The following is a 15,333-nucleotide window of genomic DNA, read 5'->3' as shown; positions in this document are numbered from 1 at the left end:
CTTAAGCTCAGCCCGTCGCCTCTGCGGCGGCGATATCCAGCTCTTCACTGGAGGCGCCCTCTTCAAGGACGGACAGGCAATCACGGACAAAACGCTCGCCGTCATGCTCGGTGCCGGTGTCCATCCAGGTCCGCCCCAGCGTCAGGGTGTAGAACTCGATGATCGGGCTGCGCCAGCGATCAAGCGTCCGGGCGCGCTCTGGGGCGCCGCGCGCGCCGCGCGCCGCGCTTTCCAGCGCCAGTTCGTACACGTCTCGCAAATAGGACAAGGTCGAAGGCGCATCCGCCAGCAAGGCGAGACTGCTGGTCGCTGCGGCTTTGACCTGCCGATCCCCTTCACGCAAAGCCGCCGCATGCGCGGAATCAGCCCCGGTCTGCCCCGGCTCTCTGAGATCAGGCACCAGCTCGATCAGCTCGGTCAGAAGGCACAGACCCTTGCGCAAATCCTGACGCAGCCGGATCGTTTGGGTCGGACGGCCATTGAGCTGCATTTGATCGAGATAGACTTGCCCCGCCTCTTCCAGCACCCGCTTCAGCGAGCTGCGATGCGTTGACGCGATCTCATGGCGCGCGCAAATCCGGTCGAGTTCTGCATCCGAATAAATCGGATCACTCTCGATAATGACAAACTGTGTCGTCCCGCCTGAACTCAACCGTCCCATATCCGCCTCTTCGAGCTTAGGGATTCGCGTGAAGAATTAATGGTGTCGCAATTCGCCAGACTCGCAAGACCTCGCGTTAACGATTTAGGCGGAAGCTGTGGACCAATTGCCTTTCCGCTTTTTTAGCAGCCAGTTGGCGATCACATTTTCTCGGCTCCGGGGAATTTTTGGGGTGCGGGGCGGATGACAGCGGACGGCGGGAGGCCCTATCGTGACCCCTCTCGCGACCAGATCGGCTGGAGTCGCCTCTCATGACTGAGTCTGCAGTGTCCCGCCCCATCGCCCCGGAACAGGCGGAGCTTATCGCCTATCTGAGCACGTCGGAGGCGCATGATGGCGAAACGCCCCAGCGCATCGACACGCATTTGTCGCATGTGTTTGTCGGCCCGCAGACCGTTCTGAAACTCAAACGCGCCCTCACCCTCGACTTTGTGGATTATTCCACCCCTGAAAAGCGCCGCCGGTATTGTGAACGGGAGCTCGCCGCCAATACCGACTGGGCGCAATCCTTGTATCTGGACGTCGCGCCCGTCTGGAAAACCCCAGCGGGCTTCCAGATCGGCGGGGACCGGCCCCGCGCCGCTCCCGTGGACTGGCTGGTGCGGATGCACCGCTTTGACGATGAAGACCGGCTCGACAAGCGCCTGAAGGCTGGCAGGCTGACCATGTCGCAGGTCGAGCGCTTCGCCGACAATCTGGCCGCCAATCATGAGCGCGCACCGCAGAGCGCCCAATCAGGCGCCTCGGAAACCGTTTCAGGCCTGATTGATCAAATCGGCGGCGATCTGCAAATGGCGGAGACGGACCAAGAGGGGCGGGACCGGAGCGCACGCTGGCGTGCGCTGGCGCACTCAGCGCTCAAGACCCACGCTGGGTTGTGCGAAGACCGGGCGCGACAGGGCAAGGTGCGTCAGGTTCACGCCGACCTGCACCTGAAGAATATCTGTGTCTGGCGGGACCAGCTCATCGGCTATGACGCGCTGGAGTTTGACGATACCCTGAGCACGATCGATCTGCTTTATGACGCCGCCTTCCCGGTGATGGATTTTATGCACTTCAAGGCGGGATGGGCGTCGAACGCTTTGCTCAATCGTTATCTGGCGCGGACTCGCGATTATGACGGTCTGCCCCTGTTTGATCTCTATCTGTCGCTGCGCGCCGCCGTGCGCGCCATGGCGAACGGCCTGGCCGGTCGGCACGTAGAGGCCGAGGCCTATCTCGATCTGGCGCTTGAGTGTCTCGCCCCATCGCCGAAGCCCTTGCTGATCGCGCTGGGCGGCCGCTCGGGCACCGGTAAATCCACCCTCGCCAGCGCCATCGCGCCGACGACGCTCGGCAAGCGCCCCGGCGCGATCATTTTGCGCAGCGACGTCATTCGCAAGGTGATGGTCGGGCAGTCGCCGGAAGCCCCCTTGCCGCCCAGCGCCTACACGCCTGAAGCCTCGGCCCGTGTCTATGCGGACATGGCGCAGCAGGCGCGCGCCTGCCTCGGCGCAGGCTATGCCTGCATCCTCGACGCAACCTTCCTGTCAGAAAAGTCCGAGGCCAACCTCGCGGACATCACCCGAGAGTTCGACGGCGAGGTGAAAACGCTCTGGCTGGAGGCTCCGGCGGAGGAGCTGCGCGCCCGCGTCGCCGCGCGCCGCGGAGATGCGTCCGACGCCGGTGTGGAGGTGCTTGAAAAGCAATTCAAGGAGTCCGAACCCCAAGGCTGGACCCGCGTCGATGTGTCCGGTTCGAGAGAGAAGGCGCTTACGGCGCTCAGACGGGCGCTGGCGTAAGCCGCATCCGTGCGGTGTCGTGTGATCAAATGAATGAAAAATGGTACCGCCTTCTGGAATCGAACCAGAGACCTCTAGATCCACAATCTAGCGCTCTAACCAACTGAGCTAAGGCGGCACGCTATGCGCCCTGCCGGGGCTTGGAAGCCCGGTCGGCAGGGCGCGGAAACTAGCGCTGCGTGCGGCGGCGCGCAAGACCCGTGTCTGCGCTTTGCGCACACCCGGTTCAGTGCTCAGGCATAGCCCCGCTCGGCGATATGACGCTCGAGATTTTCAATGCGTGTGGCGTCCGAGGGGTGGGTGGACATCAACTCGATCGGACGACGCGCGTTTTGCGCGGCCTTGGTGCGCCAGAATTCCAGCGCTTCTGACGGACGGTAACCCGATCGCGCCATGTAATCGACGCCCAGAATATCCGCTTCCAGCTCATGCTGGCGCGAATAGGGCAAGAGCACGCCATAGGTGACGCCCGTCCCCAATATGCCGGCCCAGGTGTCGCTGTTCTCCACATTGGCCGCGCCGAGACCCGCGTTCACCACAGCCAGTCCCAGCCCCGCCGCGGCTTGTTGGCGGGCGCGCTGAGCAGCGTGATTGCGGCTGAGATGCGCCACTTCATGGCCCATCACCGTGGCCACCTGGTCATCATTGCTCATGGTCTCAAGGATGCCGCGATAGAAGGCGACCTTGCCGCCGGGCAGCACCCAGGCGTTTTGCTGGTCTGAGTCAAAGACTACGAATTCCCACTGGTATTGGGTCAGTCCGGACGCCGGAACAATCCGCTGGCCGACGCGGCGCACACGGTTATTGAGCGTACGATCCTGGCTGATGCGCTCTTGCTGGCGCGCCTGCTCCCAGGCGGCTTGGGAAGCCTGCATGATCTGGGCGTCAGACACCAAAGCCGCGCCAAAGCCGCCATCAGTCGCGCAGCCCGCCAGCGGAAACACCGTGCCCGCCGCCAGGCCGACCAGCAATTCACGGCGCCCCATGGTGACGCGCGGCAAGGCGTTCAGTTCGTCTTCGGTCATCATGCTCTCCCCTGTATATTCTTGCGGCCTGTTCGCCATCAAATCGCCGCTTCCAGCCCTTACCTGCTGTGGCCAGACTGAGCGATATGGTGAATCATTGTCGCTCATCGCGGGAAATCCGCAAGCGGGGGACGGGCTGCGCCCGCCCTTGAACGTACCAGTGTTGGAGCTGAGCTCATGCGCCGTCTGATTATCGCCCTGCTAGTCCTGTTCGTTCTGGTGATTGGCGTGGCTGTTCTGGCGCCCGCGCTTATCCCTACGGATCTTATTCGTGACCGCACCCAGACCGCCGCCAGCCAGACCCTGGGCCGCGAGGTGCGGTTGAGCGGCGATATCCGCCTGCAAATCCTGCCCCAGCTTCAGGTGCGCGCCCAAAACGCGGAGATCGCAAATGCGCCGGGCTTTGGCGAGGCGCCGTTCGCCGAAATGCAGGAAATGCGGGTGTCTGTGGCGTTGATCCCGCTCTTGTCGCGCCAGGTGGAGATCGAGGAGTTCGTGCTGGTCGAGCCGGTGATCCGGCTTCAGTCGAACGCGCGCGGCAACAACTGGACGTTCGGAACCGGTGCGGAGCAGACAGCCCAGACATCCTCGAGCGAGGGCTTCCGGCGTCAGCCCGGCGCCCTGCCCTTTGACGCCAGCTTTGGCGATGTGCGCATCCAGAACGGCGCCGTCTATTTTGAGGACGGATCGCAAAGCCGGCGGATCGAAGCGCTGGATCTGACTGTGGAGCTGCCCTCTGTCGACGATCCCGTGGGTTTGCGCGGATCGTTTGAGGCGGATGGCCGTCCGATGACGTTCACGATCGAGCTCGGCTCCCTGCGCGATTTCTTTGAGGGGCGGGAAACGCCGTTCTTGACCACGCTGAACGGCCCGTTGGCGGATCTGACGCTGGAGGGGCGCTTTCTGGAGAGCCCTGAACTGGCCTATGAGGGCGAGGTGGATGTGACGCTGCCCCTGCGGGCTTTGGCGCGCTATCTGGGGGCGGACCTGCCTGATGGCGACATCTTCCGCCAGTTCAGTGCGCGCTCGGACCTGTCCGGCGAACCCGGCATCGTGCGGCTGCGCGGCGCGAGGGTCCAGTTTGACGATGTGGCCGCCAATGGTGATCTGACGCTGAATTCTGCCGGCGCGCGGCCGCGCATTACGGGCAATCTGAGCACCGCCCTGCTCGATCTCACCCCTTATATACCCGCAGACAGTGCGCCACAGGCGGGACACAACGCCAATTCAGGGGTGTCGCAATGGAGCGATGAGCCGATTGATCTGGCGCCCCTGCGCACCATGGATTCCGAACTGACCATTCGCGCCGATGAGCTGAAAGCGCGCGATATCGAGATCAGCGACGTGACCGCCCTGATCACGGTGGACCAGGGCCGGATGACCGCGCGTCTGAACCGGTTCCAGCTTTATGGCGGTCTGGGCGAAGCCGTGGCAGTGATCAATGCGCGGTCCAACACGCCCAGCTTCTCTTTCAACGCCAGTCTGGACGGGCTGGAGGCCCAGCCCTTCTTGCTGGCGGCGGCGCAGTTTGACCGCCTGATCGGCGATGGCGGCATGAGCATGGACCTCACCGCCAGCGGCGCCAGCCCGGCGGCCATCATGAACTCGCTGTCTGGCACGGGGCGCTTTGATTTCACCGATGGCGCGCTGCGCGGCGTCAATCTGGCCCAGATGATCCGAACCATTCAGACCGCGCTGCAAAACCGGGCCCTGCCCACCGCCTTCGCCGATACCGAACAGACGGATTTCTCCAGCTTGGGCGGCAGTTTTACGATCACCAACGGCGTGGTGCGCAATACCGACACCACAATGCTGAGCCCGCTCTTGCGCGTGCTGGGCAATGGCGAAATCGATCTGGGCGGTCAAAGTATTGATTACCGCCTCACTACGCGGGCGGTGCAGTCCCTGGCCGGTCAGGGCGGCGAGCTCGACCTTCAGGGGCTGGAAGTGCCGGTGCGCTTACGGGGCGGTTTCAACTCGGTCTCCGCCGGGATCGACTTTGAAGCGGTCGCGCGCAATCTGCTGCGCCAGCAAGCCGGGCGTCTGATCGGCGGCCAGATCGGCGATAGCGGCGACGGTCAAGAGCCCGCCTCCCCCGAGGATGTGGTGCGCGGCCTGTTCGGTCAGCTCCTGAACAATGCCCGCAATGATGATGACGGCGCCGCAGACGAGCCGACAGACGGAGGCGATGATGACGGAGATACGCCGAACTAGGTCTTGATCCTTTGGGCGCGGGCTTATCTACTTGTTCCTAACGTGCAGGCCAGAAGCCTGCCGCACAGACGGGGAGCAAACAGATGAAAAAGATCGCCGCCGCGGGCGTCGTCGCCGCCATGGCCTTTAGTGAATTTGGAGCGTCAGCAGGCGCGCAGGACTTTTATCCCGGCGACCGGGTGAGCGGCGATCATTTCGCCACCCGCTCGCCCGTCACCGCGACGAACGGCATGGCCGCGACCGCCCACCCGCTCGCGACCCAGGTTGCGCTCGACATCTTGAAGGCTGGCGGCAATGCGGTGGACGCGGCCATCGCCGCCAATGCAGCGCTGGGTCTGATGGAGCCCACGGGCAACGGTATTGGCGGCGACATTTTTGTCATCGTCTATGACCCTGAAACGCGCCAGGTCTATGGCCTGAACGGCGCCGGTCGCTCGCCCATGGGGCTGAGCTATGACGAGGTTGTCGAGATCGTCGGCGAAGACGGCGCCATTCCCCCGCTCGGCGCCCTGCCCGTGTCCGTGCCCGGGACGGTGGATGGCTGGTACACCCTGCACGAGCGCTTTGGCGAAATGCCGATGTCGGACATCCTCGCCCCCACTATCCGCTACGCTGAAGCGGGTTTCCCTCTCACCCAGACCATCGCCTATTACTGGGATCGCAACATGACCATCCTCGAGAACCGGTTCTCACAGGACCAGTTCGAGGAGTTTGACAACGCCCGCGCCACCTATCTGACCGAAGACGGCGATGCGCCGCGTGAAGGCGAAATTTTCCGCAATCCGGATCTGGCGAACACCTTGCAGCAGATCGCTGAAGGCGGGCGAGACGCCTTTTACGAAGGCGAGATCGCCCGCACTATCGACGCCTATATGCAACGCATTGGCGGCTGGATCCGCTATGAGGATCTCGCCAATCACCGCTCGGAATGGGTGGACCCGGTCAGCGTCAATTATCGCGGCTATGATGTGTGGGAATTGCCGCCCCAGGGACAGGGCATCGCCGCTCTGCAAATGCTGCAAATCCTGGAAGACTATGACCTCGCCGGCATGGGCTATATGAGCGCTGACGCGCTGCATGTGCAGATCGAAGCCAAACGGCTCGCCTTTGAAGACCGGGCGCGCTTCTACGCCGATCCCGATTTCGCCCCGGCTCCGATCGAGGCGCTCCTGAGCGAGGCTTACGCCGATCAGCGTCGCGCCCTCATCTCCATGGAACAGGCCATGGAGAGCGTGACCCATGGCGATCCTGCCATTCTGGAAGACGGCGACACGACTTATCTGACAGTAGCGGACGGAAACGGCATGATGGTGTCGCTGATCCAGTCCAACTTCCGCGGCATGGGCACGGGTCTGGTGCCCGACGGGCTGGGCTTCATGCTGCAAGATCGCGGCGAGCTGTTCAGCCTTGATCCGAACCACCCCAATGTCTACGCGCCAGGCAAGCGGCCCTTCCACACCATCATTCCCGCCATGATCACGCAGGAAGGCGACGGCGTGATGAGTTTTGGTCTGATGGGCGGCGGCATGCAGCCCCAGGGGCATGTGCAGATCGTCTCCAACATCATCGATTTCGGGCTCAATGTTCAAGAAGCGGGCGATGCCGCGCGCTGGCGCCATGACGGCTCGACCTCTGAAACCGGCGATGCCGGTGAAACTGCAGGCGTTGGCGTTGTGCATCTGGAAAGCGGCGTGCCTGCAGAAGTCCGCGCCGCGCTGGAAGCGCGCGGCCATGTCATCGGCGACAGTGATGGCGGCTTTGGCGGTTATCAGGCCATATGGCGGGATCGCGACACCGGCGTTCTTTATGGCGCCAGCGAGATGCGCAAGGACGGAAACGCTCAAGGCTATTAAGGTCTTGAAGCGTAGATGAATGACGGGGCGAAATGGCTTTCAGTCCCGGTTCAGGTTGAGGGCTTCATAGACTGAGGCCTACTCTGATCTGGTTGTTAGGAGACTGAAATGCGTTTCGCCCCTGTAATGCTCGCCGCCTTGGCCGGACTGGTCGTCGTGGCGGACCTGGCTGAAGCCCAACGCAATGGCCGCGGAGATCGAGGCGACCGTCAGCGAGGCGCGACCATCACCCTGTATGACGCGCCGAATTATCAGGGCCGATCCGTGGTGATCGACTCTGACGCGGAAAACCTTGACTGGGTGAACTTCAACGACATGGCCAGCTCGATCCGTGTCAGCCGCGGTCAATGGGAGGTCTGCATTGACTCCGGATATCGCGGCTCCTGCCAGGTGATTGATTCCGATCTGCCGAACATGACTCAATGGGCGTTCAATGACCGCATCAGCTCAGTGCGCCCTGTCCATGACCAGGGACGACGCGGGCGCACGCGCGATAATGGCGTCACCTTGTGGTCCGGCACGAACTTCACCGGCCGCAGCGTCACTTTGATTGAACCGGTTGGAAATCTGAGCCGACTGGGCTTCAACGACGCCGCCCAGTCCATCGAGGTGCATTCGGGCGACTGGACCTTCTGCCAGCATGATGATTTTGGCGGTCGCTGCGTCCAGATTGATCGCGATGTGCGCAATCTGGGCACGTTCAACCTGAACCGCGAGATCACCTCCGCCACCAATCGGCGCGTTGTGCGTGATGATTACGATTACGGCGGTCGTCCCGGCTATGGCTCCAACCGGGTCGATGGCGGCGTGCGGGGCGTCGCGACGGTGTTCTTCGCCGAGCCCACCGTTAACGGCTATGCCGTTTCAGCGTGTGAAGGCGGCGGCTATGGCCGCTGCGGTCAAAGCGCGGCGAATGATCTGTGCCGGGTCAGCGGCATGAACCGCGCCGTCTATTACGGCACGGTGCGCGCTCGGGGGTCGGTCTGGTCGCTGGATGAACGCCGCACGGTCCAGGGTCGAGAAGCGCTGGCGGACGTGCTGTGCGTGCGCTAACCACGTATCAGGCCATCAAGAAAAACCCCGGCGCTGAGCGCCGGGGTTTTTTGTGTCCGCTCTCAGGCTGAAAGCCTCAGGCGCCCGCCCGCTGAAAGGGATAAAAGTCAGATCCCAGCCCCAGAATGCTGGTCAAAGCGTCCAGCGCCTCTCGGCTTTCCGTCACAAGCGCCGGATCGCCCAGATCCCCCGGCGCCAGTTCCTCGCGGTAATGGGTCTGCGCCCAAGCGGTCAGCGATGCATAAAGCGCATCATCCATCATTACCTTGGGATTGACCGACCTAAGCTCGGCCTCCGTCAGAACCACCCGTAAGCGCAAACAGGCAGGCCCGCCGCCATTGCGCATGGACTGGCGCACATGGGCGAACTTCACCGCGCCTATGGGGCCATTGCCCGCCACCATTCTTGCGCAATACACATTGGTGGACTCTGTCTCTTCGGTTTCGCTGGGCGCCAAAAGGACCTGACGGTCCACCCCCGGCATGATCAGAAGCTGGGAATTGAAAATATAAGAGGTGATCGCATCGCCAAGCGGCACGTCCGCATCGGGAACTTCCACAAATATCGGGTCGAACAGACCGTCCGCCGCACGGCGGATGGCGTCGAGCGCCGCGGCTTTGTCCTCAAAGGCGTGCTCGTGAAAGAACAGCACGGGGCCCGTGCCCACACACACCACGTCATTATGAAAGGCGCCGGCCTCAATGGCTTTGCGCGACTGGCGAATATGTACTGTGCGCTCAGGCTTCAGGCCATGACGGCGCTCAACGGCTTCACACGCTTGCAAGGTTTGCCGGGCCGGAAACTTGCCGTCCCAGGCTTCGAACGCATCGCGGCCATGCACAAAAATCTCGACGCCCTGCCCGCCATGCTCGGCGCACAGGCGCACATGATTGGCCGCGCCCTCATCGGCGAAGGCGGACTGATAAGGCAGCGCATCATGCACGGCGAAGCGCGAAGGGTCGGAGAAGATCGCCGACAGCGCCCGCCGGGTCTGCTCGCCCTCAATCGAGCGGTGCAACGCCGTCAGGAGGTTCGCCGGCGTGAAATGCAGACGTCCGTCTGATGTGTCAGCGCTGGGGCTGACCGTGGCCGCATTCGCCGCCCACATGGAGCTCGCCGACAACATGTTCAGCGCGAGCGCGGGCTGGGCCTTATAAGCGGCTTCCCAGATCGCGCCATCACTGGCGCCAGAAAACCCCAGCGCTTTCAGCTGGGGGATGTACGGCCGCTCCTGCGGCGGCAATACGCCCTGGACCAGGCCCGCATCGGCCAATGATTTCGCTTTTGCGAGGCCTTCCAGCACACCGGCGCGCGGCGCCGCGATAGAGCCTGAATTTTTCGCGCTGGCCAGATTGCCCGGCGCGAGCCCGCCATAATTATGGGTCGGACCAACCAGACCATCGAAATTGGCTTCCACCGCGCTCATGACTTACAGCCCTTTCACCGGCAGTTTTTCAACGGTCGACGCCGCCTGGGTCGCGACCGGATAGGCGACATAATCCGCCGCATAATACGCGCTCGGACGCAGATTGCCCGACTGGCCCGGCCCGCCGAACGGCATGGTGGACGCCGCGCCCGGCGTGGGGCGGTTGCGATTGACGATGCCGGCGCGGCTGCCCGCCCAGAACCGCTTCCACAGCGTTTCTGAATCAGACACCAGCCCCGCCGACAGGCCATAGGCGGTGTTGTTGGCTTCCGCGAGGGCCGCTTCAAAACTGTCCGCCCGGCGCACCTGCAAAAGCGGACCAAAAACTTCTTCATCCGGCGTGGTCACGCCATCCACATCCAGAAGGCCCGGGCTGACAAAGGCGTCCCCCAGCGCCATGGCTTCAGACTTGACGATGGGCCTGGCGCCGAGCGCAATCAAATCGTCTTGCGCCTTGAGCACATGGCGCGCCGCTTGCGCAGAGACCAGCGGCCCCATGAAGGGCTCAGGGTCAGCGTTCCAGACATTGACGCTCAGCTTTTTGATCATCTCCACCAGATGATCGACCACCTGATCCCCCGCCGCGCCTTCCGGAAGGATCAGGCGACGCGCGCACGAACAGCGCTGGCCGGCGGTGATATAGCTCGACAAGACAGCGATGCGTGCGGCGGCTTCCGCATCGGCAGCGTCCCACACGACGAGCGGATTATTGCCACCCATCTCCAGCGCCAGCTGGATACCGGTACGTCCGGCGAATTTCTTGTGTATGAAAGCGCCGGTATTCCAGCTGCCGGTGAACAGCACGCCATCGAGATCCGGATCGTCCAGCGCCGCCGCGCCGGTCTCCCGAGCGCCCTGCACAAGGTTCAGCACACCGGCGGGCAAACCCGCCTTTTCCCAGCACTGAACCATGAACTCGCCCACAGCCGGGGTCAGCTCGGAGGGCTTGAAGACGAGGGTGTTGCCCGCCAGGAGCGCCGGAATGATATGGCCGTTCGGCAAATGACCGGGGAAATTATACGGCCCCAACACGAACATCACGCCCAGGGGTTTATGGTCGAGCACGGCTTCACCGAATTCGGTTTCAGTGACTTTACGGCCCGCGCGTTCGTCATGGGCCTGAATTGACACGCCCACTTTCGCCGCCATGGCGCCGGCCTCGCCCTTGGTCTCCCAGAGCGGCTTGCCGGTTTCGCGGCTGATCAGCTGGGCAATATGATCAGCCTCCGCTTTGACGATATCGCCATAGGCCTGAACCACGGCGCGGCGCGTGTCATAAGAGGTCAGCGCCCAGTCTTCAAAGGCTAAGCGTGCGGCCGCGAAAGCCTGCCGGACGCTGTCGGGGGAGGCGCTGGAGCCGGTCCAGACGGTCTCGCCGTCCGCAGGGTTGATCGACACGATGCTGGCGCCGCCGCCAGACACCCACTGCCCTGAGATAAATGCGGAATGCGCCATTAGCTGAGCTCCTTCGTCCACAGACGTACGGTGTCCCCGGGGCTGGCTTTCAGCGCCCGGGCCGCGTCGGCATCCAGAGACACAGCGTCGCCTGTGACGCTGACTTCTGCATGCACGCATCGAAAATCAGGCATTTGATTGTTTGAGACCAGCGCCCGAACCCGCTCAGCCCCCGGAGCACGGCCCGCCACGGTCATCAGGTGGCTATCCTTGATGGTGCGCACATCATCCGTCTCGCAGCTGACCAGCGGCCCGCCGTCAAAAATGTCCACATAGCGATCATAGCGAAACCCTTCATCCTCCAGCAGACGCAAAGCGTTGGCGCCGTGGGGATGGGTCTTGCCGATCACAGCCTGAACTTCGCTGGGCAGCAGGTCGAGAAAGATGGGGCTGCGTGGCATCAGGTCGAGGATGAACTGGTTTTCCGTCGCCGCTGACAGGGAATCCGCCTCTTCAAAACTCATGCGGAAGAACGGCCGGGTGACATGCTCGTAAAAAACAGACTCCCCCGCCTCGTCCACCACCCCGCGCAATTCAGACAAGACGCGCGCGCCAAAGCGCGACCGGTCCGCAGCCACCAGCATATAGCGGCATTGAGAGGTGAGGCGCCCGGCGCCCGAGCCGCGCAAGGCGTCGCTGACAAACAAGGACCCCACTTCGGTGCAGCCCGCGAAATCATTCACCAGCAACATGGCGTCCATATCAAAGCGGCGCTCCGCTTCTTTTGACGACTGGGCGATGGTGAAAATCTTGAAGTCGAAATAGGGCTTCTTCACCCCCACTTGCGCCTTCACTGCGGCCGTTCCGTAAACCTGGCCCGTCACATCATCTTCCAGCATGAGCTGGTAGACGCAGTCTGACCGGTCCGGCAGCTTGCCTTCAAACGCCTGTTCAGACTTGAGCAGCTTGGCGTGAAGCGCTTCGTCATCAAGCGACAGGCTGGTGAAGCCAGGGCCGGCAGCCCTCGCCAGATCGACAAATGCGGCATGGTCCGCAGACCGTGCGGCGCGCACCACAAGCATGGCGCGTCCCCCTTTTTACTTTTTGTCAGCCCGTCTGGCTGAGCGCGCGGGCGTCTGATGCATTGAACCGTCCCCGGGCGAACTGCATCAACATCACCGCTGACAATTGCGCGCGCTCGACAAAGCTCGAAAGCTTGGCGATCTCGCGATCAGAGTGAATGTCGGCCCCGCGCACCCCCAGCGTGTCCACATTCGGACAGCCGGACGCCCACAGATTATTGCCTTCGCACACACCGCCCGTATCGGCCCATTTTATGTCTAGACCTATGGCCTGTCCGGCGGTGCGCGTCCAGTCGAACATGCGCTGATTGGCGGCGCTCATCGGCTTGGGCGGACGGGTGAAGCCGCCGTGAAGATCCGCCGTGATCCCGTCGCGGGCATCCGTTGCGCGCACGAGTTTCTCGATCTCGGCCTTGGCCCACAGGGCGTCATCTTCTGTTTTCACCCGCACATTGAAGCGGCAAATTCCCAGATCCGGCACTACATTCGGCGCCCCTCCGCCGTCGATGCGAGACACATTGAAGGTGATGTCCGGACGCTGGCCATTGAGAAGGTCCAGTCCGCGCGCGAAGTCCGCTGCGGCGACAATGGCATTGCGTCCCAGATGATGTTCACGACCCGCATGGGCGGCGCGACCGCGGCAGCGGAGCGAGAAATTGCCCGAGCCCTTGCGCGCGCCCGCCAAGGAGCCATCGGCCAAAGCCGGCTCATACGTCATGCCCACATGGGCCTTGGCGCCCAGATCCATCAGGACAGGGCCTGAACCCAGGGAACCGATCTCTTCATCCGGGCTGACCAGAATGTCGTAACCGACCTGACTGACCCAGGGGCTGCGCTCCAGCGCCAACAGCGCGTGCAGCATCACCAACAGACCGCCCTTCATGTCGGCGACGCCCGGCCCGTTGATCGTGTCCTCATCCAGAAGGCGCCAGTCTTCAAAGCCGCACCCCTTGGGGAACACCGTGTCATGGTGGCCCGTCAGGACGATACGAACCGGCGCTTCGGGACGCTTTGAGACCTTCATGGAGGGCGTATAGGGCACCTCCTTGATTTCGCCATCCAGCTCGACTGTCGTGGACGGCTCCAGCTCGACCGCGCTGACATCGCCCTCAAGCTCGGCAAACGCGTCAGACAACAAAGACCGCATGGTCTCGAGCCCGTCGAGATTGCGGCTGCCTGAATTGATCTGCGACCAGGCTTTAACCGTGTCGATCATATGATCGCCCCGGCCTTCAACCCAATCGAGAACCTTGCGTTCGTCCTGGTCGAGGGAGATGTCAGTCATGGCTGTCCTTCTGGTTTAGACTTCAGCGAGGGCCTGCTCGAAATCGGCGATCAGATCGTCCGGATTCTCCACCCCGATCGACACGCGCACCATGCCGGGGTCAAAGCCCAGACGTTCCTGAAGGTCCGGCGCCACAGCCGCGTGCGTGGTGCTGCCCGGATGACAGATCAGGGTTTCCGTCCCCCCGAGCGACACGGCGAGCTTTGCGACTTTCAGTGCGTTGAGCATGCGGAAAGACGCCGCCTGGCCGCCCTCCACGTCAAAAGCGAAGGTCGAACCGTGCATATCGCCTGACTGACGCTGGTGCACTTCATGATCGCGAGAGCCCTCCTCAAGGAAGCCCAGATAGCGTACGCGCTTCACCTTGGGATGGTCACGCAGATACTCAGCCACCCGACGGGCGCCTTCAAACGCAGCGCGCATGCGCAGGGTGACGGTCTCCAGCGAACGCGCCAGCATCCAGCAGGTGTGCGGGTCCAGATTGGTGCCCATACCCGAGCGCAACTTCCGAACCGGCAGCATCAGATCAGAGGCGCCCAGCGCCGCCCCGCCGATCAGGTCAGAATGGCCGCCAATATACTTGGTCAGCGAGTAAACGACGATATCGCCGCCCAGCTCCAGCGGTTTGTGACCGATCGGACCCAGAATGGTGTTGTCCACCACCACAGGCGGGCGATGGCCCTGACGTTCGCCGATCTCATCGGCGAGCTTGGCCATCAATTGCAGGTCGACCACTTCATTGGTCGGATTGGTCGGCGTCTCGCAATACAGAACTGAAATGCGGCCCTGTTTCAGGGCGGCGTCCACCACCTTGCGGATTTCATCCTCAGACGCACCCGCGAAGAAATCTGCGCTTGAAATACCGTACTGGGGCAGGATCGAACGGATCAGGGTCTCAGTGCCGCCATAGAGCGGCGTGGACTGCAAGATCACATCCCCGGCTTTGGAATGGCCCATCAGAACGGTGGAGATCGCGCCCATGCCCGATGAAAACACCAGGGCGTCCTCGGCGCCCTCAAAAACCGCCAGGCGATCTTCGAGCACTTCCATATTGGGATTGTTGAAACGCGAATACAAAAGGCCCGCCGTTTCCGGATCGCCTGCTTCTTTCTTGCCGCCCATGATGCGGAAGTAAGCCGCGCCCTCTTCCGCCGTCGCAAACGCGAACGTCGAGGTCAGAAACACCGGCGGCTTGATGGAGCCCTCTGACATTTTCGCGTCAAAGCCATAGCTCATCATCAGGGTTTCAGGGCTCAGCGCGCGGTCGCCCAGCGCGCGTTTGCGATAAGGGGTGTCCGGCTTGCTCATGGGCCAGTCCTTCTTCAAGACGCCCCGACGCGAACGAACGGGCGTGCAGATCGGATACGGTGATGGCAGGTTCTTGCGACGCGCGCTGCGTGGGGTCAACCCGCCGCCGTCGACCAGGTCCAGTCCGGGCGTTCACAGGCGCGCTATGTTGCAGCGCAGTGATCGTAACCCCATCACGGATGGCCTTGCAGTCCTGACGCTTTGTTCAAAAGAAAACGGCCCGGCGCTTGGAGCGCCGGGCCGCAATCTT

At 62.7% G+C, this 15,333-nt stretch carries 11 protein-coding genes and 1 tRNA gene; 4 read left to right on the top strand and 8 right to left on the bottom strand.

What is annotated here, in order from left to right; translation table 11 throughout:
• Positions 1–7: 7 nt before the first annotated feature.
• Complete coding sequence (locus tag ACP154_RS10595; protein ID WP_421859356.1) at positions 8–661, bottom strand: hypothetical protein; 654 nt, start codon at positions 659–661, stop codon at positions 8–10.
• Positions 662–912: 251 nt separating this feature from the next.
• Here ACP154_RS10595 and ACP154_RS10590 point away from each other — a divergent pair, with 251 nt between their 5' ends.
• The gene (locus ACP154_RS10590) at positions 913–2,442 is read left to right on the top strand and encodes an AAA family ATPase (protein ID WP_421859358.1); all 1,530 of its coding nucleotides are present in this window, start codon (positions 913–915) and stop codon (positions 2,440–2,442) included.
• Between the two features lie 41 nt (positions 2,443–2,483).
• Here ACP154_RS10590 and ACP154_RS10585 read toward each other — a convergent pair.
• Together ACP154_RS10585 and ACP154_RS10580 are read right to left on the bottom strand one after the other, a co-directional pair.
• A tRNA-His gene (locus tag ACP154_RS10585) sits at positions 2,484–2,560 on the bottom strand.
• A 115-nt stretch (positions 2,561–2,675) separates the two neighbouring features.
• On the bottom strand, positions 2,676–3,467 hold the full coding sequence (locus ACP154_RS10580) for a M48 family metallopeptidase (RefSeq protein WP_421859360.1): 792 nt from the start codon (positions 3,465–3,467) through the stop codon (positions 2,676–2,678).
• A gap of 177 nt (positions 3,468–3,644) precedes the next feature.
• Here ACP154_RS10580 and ACP154_RS10575 point away from each other — a divergent pair, with 177 nt between their 5' ends.
• The 3 genes from ACP154_RS10575 to ACP154_RS10565 all read left to right on the top strand — a co-directional run bounded on the left by ACP154_RS10575 (position 3,645) and on the right by ACP154_RS10565 (position 8,587).
• Complete coding sequence (locus tag ACP154_RS10575) at positions 3,645–5,681, top strand: AsmA family protein (protein WP_421859363.1); 2,037 nt, start codon at positions 3,645–3,647, stop codon at positions 5,679–5,681.
• 119 nt (positions 5,682–5,800) lie between these two features.
• Positions 5,801–7,534 (top strand): gamma-glutamyltransferase, encoded by a 1,734-nt coding sequence (gene ggt, locus ACP154_RS10570; protein WP_421861476.1) that lies wholly within the window; start codon positions 5,801–5,803, stop codon positions 7,532–7,534.
• Positions 7,535–7,642: 108 nt separating this feature from the next.
• Positions 7,643–8,587 (top strand): beta/gamma crystallin-related protein, encoded by a 945-nt coding sequence (locus ACP154_RS10565; RefSeq protein WP_421859366.1) that lies wholly within the window; start codon positions 7,643–7,645, stop codon positions 8,585–8,587.
• A 76-nt stretch (positions 8,588–8,663) separates the two neighbouring features.
• On the opposite strand, the gene astB is transcribed toward ACP154_RS10565, so the two are convergent.
• The 5 genes from astB to ACP154_RS10540 are packed head-to-tail and all read right to left on the bottom strand — an operon-like array spanning position 8,664 to position 15,083.
• Positions 8,664–10,013, bottom strand: a complete 1,350-nt coding sequence (astB, locus tag ACP154_RS10560) for an N-succinylarginine dihydrolase (RefSeq protein ID WP_421859369.1) — start codon at positions 10,011–10,013, stop codon at positions 8,664–8,666.
• Between the two features lie 3 nt (positions 10,014–10,016).
• Positions 10,017–11,468, bottom strand: a complete 1,452-nt coding sequence (astD, locus tag ACP154_RS10555) for a succinylglutamate-semialdehyde dehydrogenase (RefSeq protein WP_421859372.1) — start codon at positions 11,466–11,468, stop codon at positions 10,017–10,019.
• Complete coding sequence (locus ACP154_RS10550) at positions 11,468–12,490, bottom strand: arginine N-succinyltransferase (RefSeq protein ID WP_421859375.1); 1,023 nt, start codon at positions 12,488–12,490, stop codon at positions 11,468–11,470. Before ACP154_RS10550 ends, astD begins: the two co-directional genes overlap by 1 nt.
• 25 nt (positions 12,491–12,515) lie before the next feature.
• On the bottom strand, positions 12,516–13,775 hold the full coding sequence (locus tag ACP154_RS10545; RefSeq protein WP_421859378.1) for a hydrolase: 1,260 nt from the start codon (positions 13,773–13,775) through the stop codon (positions 12,516–12,518).
• Positions 13,776–13,790: 15 nt separating this feature from the next.
• Complete coding sequence (locus ACP154_RS10540) at positions 13,791–15,083, bottom strand: cystathionine gamma-synthase family protein (RefSeq protein ID WP_107712935.1); 1,293 nt, start codon at positions 15,081–15,083, stop codon at positions 13,791–13,793.
• Positions 15,084–15,333 lie beyond the last annotated feature (250 nt).

This window comes from Oceanicaulis sp. (assembly GCF_965249665.1).
Lineage (GTDB): Bacteria > Pseudomonadota > Alphaproteobacteria > Caulobacterales > Maricaulaceae > Oceanicaulis.
Note: the sequence above shows the minus strand (reverse complement) of the source record. Positions and strands in the feature narration are given on the sequence as shown.

Excerpts from the sequence above, each read along its gene's own strand:
- ACP154_RS10595 (WP_421859356.1), bottom strand. The coding sequence starts at position 661 with ATGGGACGGTTGAGTTCAGGCGGGACGACACAGTTTGTCATTATCGAG.
- ACP154_RS10590 (WP_421859358.1), top strand. The coding sequence starts at position 913 with ATGACTGAGTCTGCAGTGTCCCGCCCCATCGCCCCGGAACAGGCGGAG.
- ACP154_RS10580 (WP_421859360.1), bottom strand. The coding sequence starts at position 3,467 with ATGACCGAAGACGAACTGAACGCCTTGCCGCGCGTCACCATGGGGCGC.
- ACP154_RS10575 (WP_421859363.1), top strand. The coding sequence starts at position 3,645 with ATGCGCCGTCTGATTATCGCCCTGCTAGTCCTGTTCGTTCTGGTGATT.
- ggt (WP_421861476.1), top strand. The coding sequence starts at position 5,801 with ATGGCCTTTAGTGAATTTGGAGCGTCAGCAGGCGCGCAGGACTTTTAT.
- ACP154_RS10565 (WP_421859366.1), top strand. The coding sequence starts at position 7,643 with ATGCGTTTCGCCCCTGTAATGCTCGCCGCCTTGGCCGGACTGGTCGTC.
- astB (WP_421859369.1), bottom strand. The coding sequence starts at position 10,013 with ATGAGCGCGGTGGAAGCCAATTTCGATGGTCTGGTTGGTCCGACCCAT.
- astD (WP_421859372.1), bottom strand. The coding sequence starts at position 11,468 with ATGGCGCATTCCGCATTTATCTCAGGGCAGTGGGTGTCTGGCGGCGGC.
- ACP154_RS10550 (WP_421859375.1), bottom strand. The coding sequence starts at position 12,490 with ATGCTTGTGGTGCGCGCCGCACGGTCTGCGGACCATGCCGCATTTGTC.
- ACP154_RS10545 (WP_421859378.1), bottom strand. The coding sequence starts at position 13,775 with ATGACTGACATCTCCCTCGACCAGGACGAACGCAAGGTTCTCGATTGG.
- ACP154_RS10540 (WP_107712935.1), bottom strand. The coding sequence starts at position 15,083 with ATGAGCAAGCCGGACACCCCTTATCGCAAACGCGCGCTGGGCGACCGC.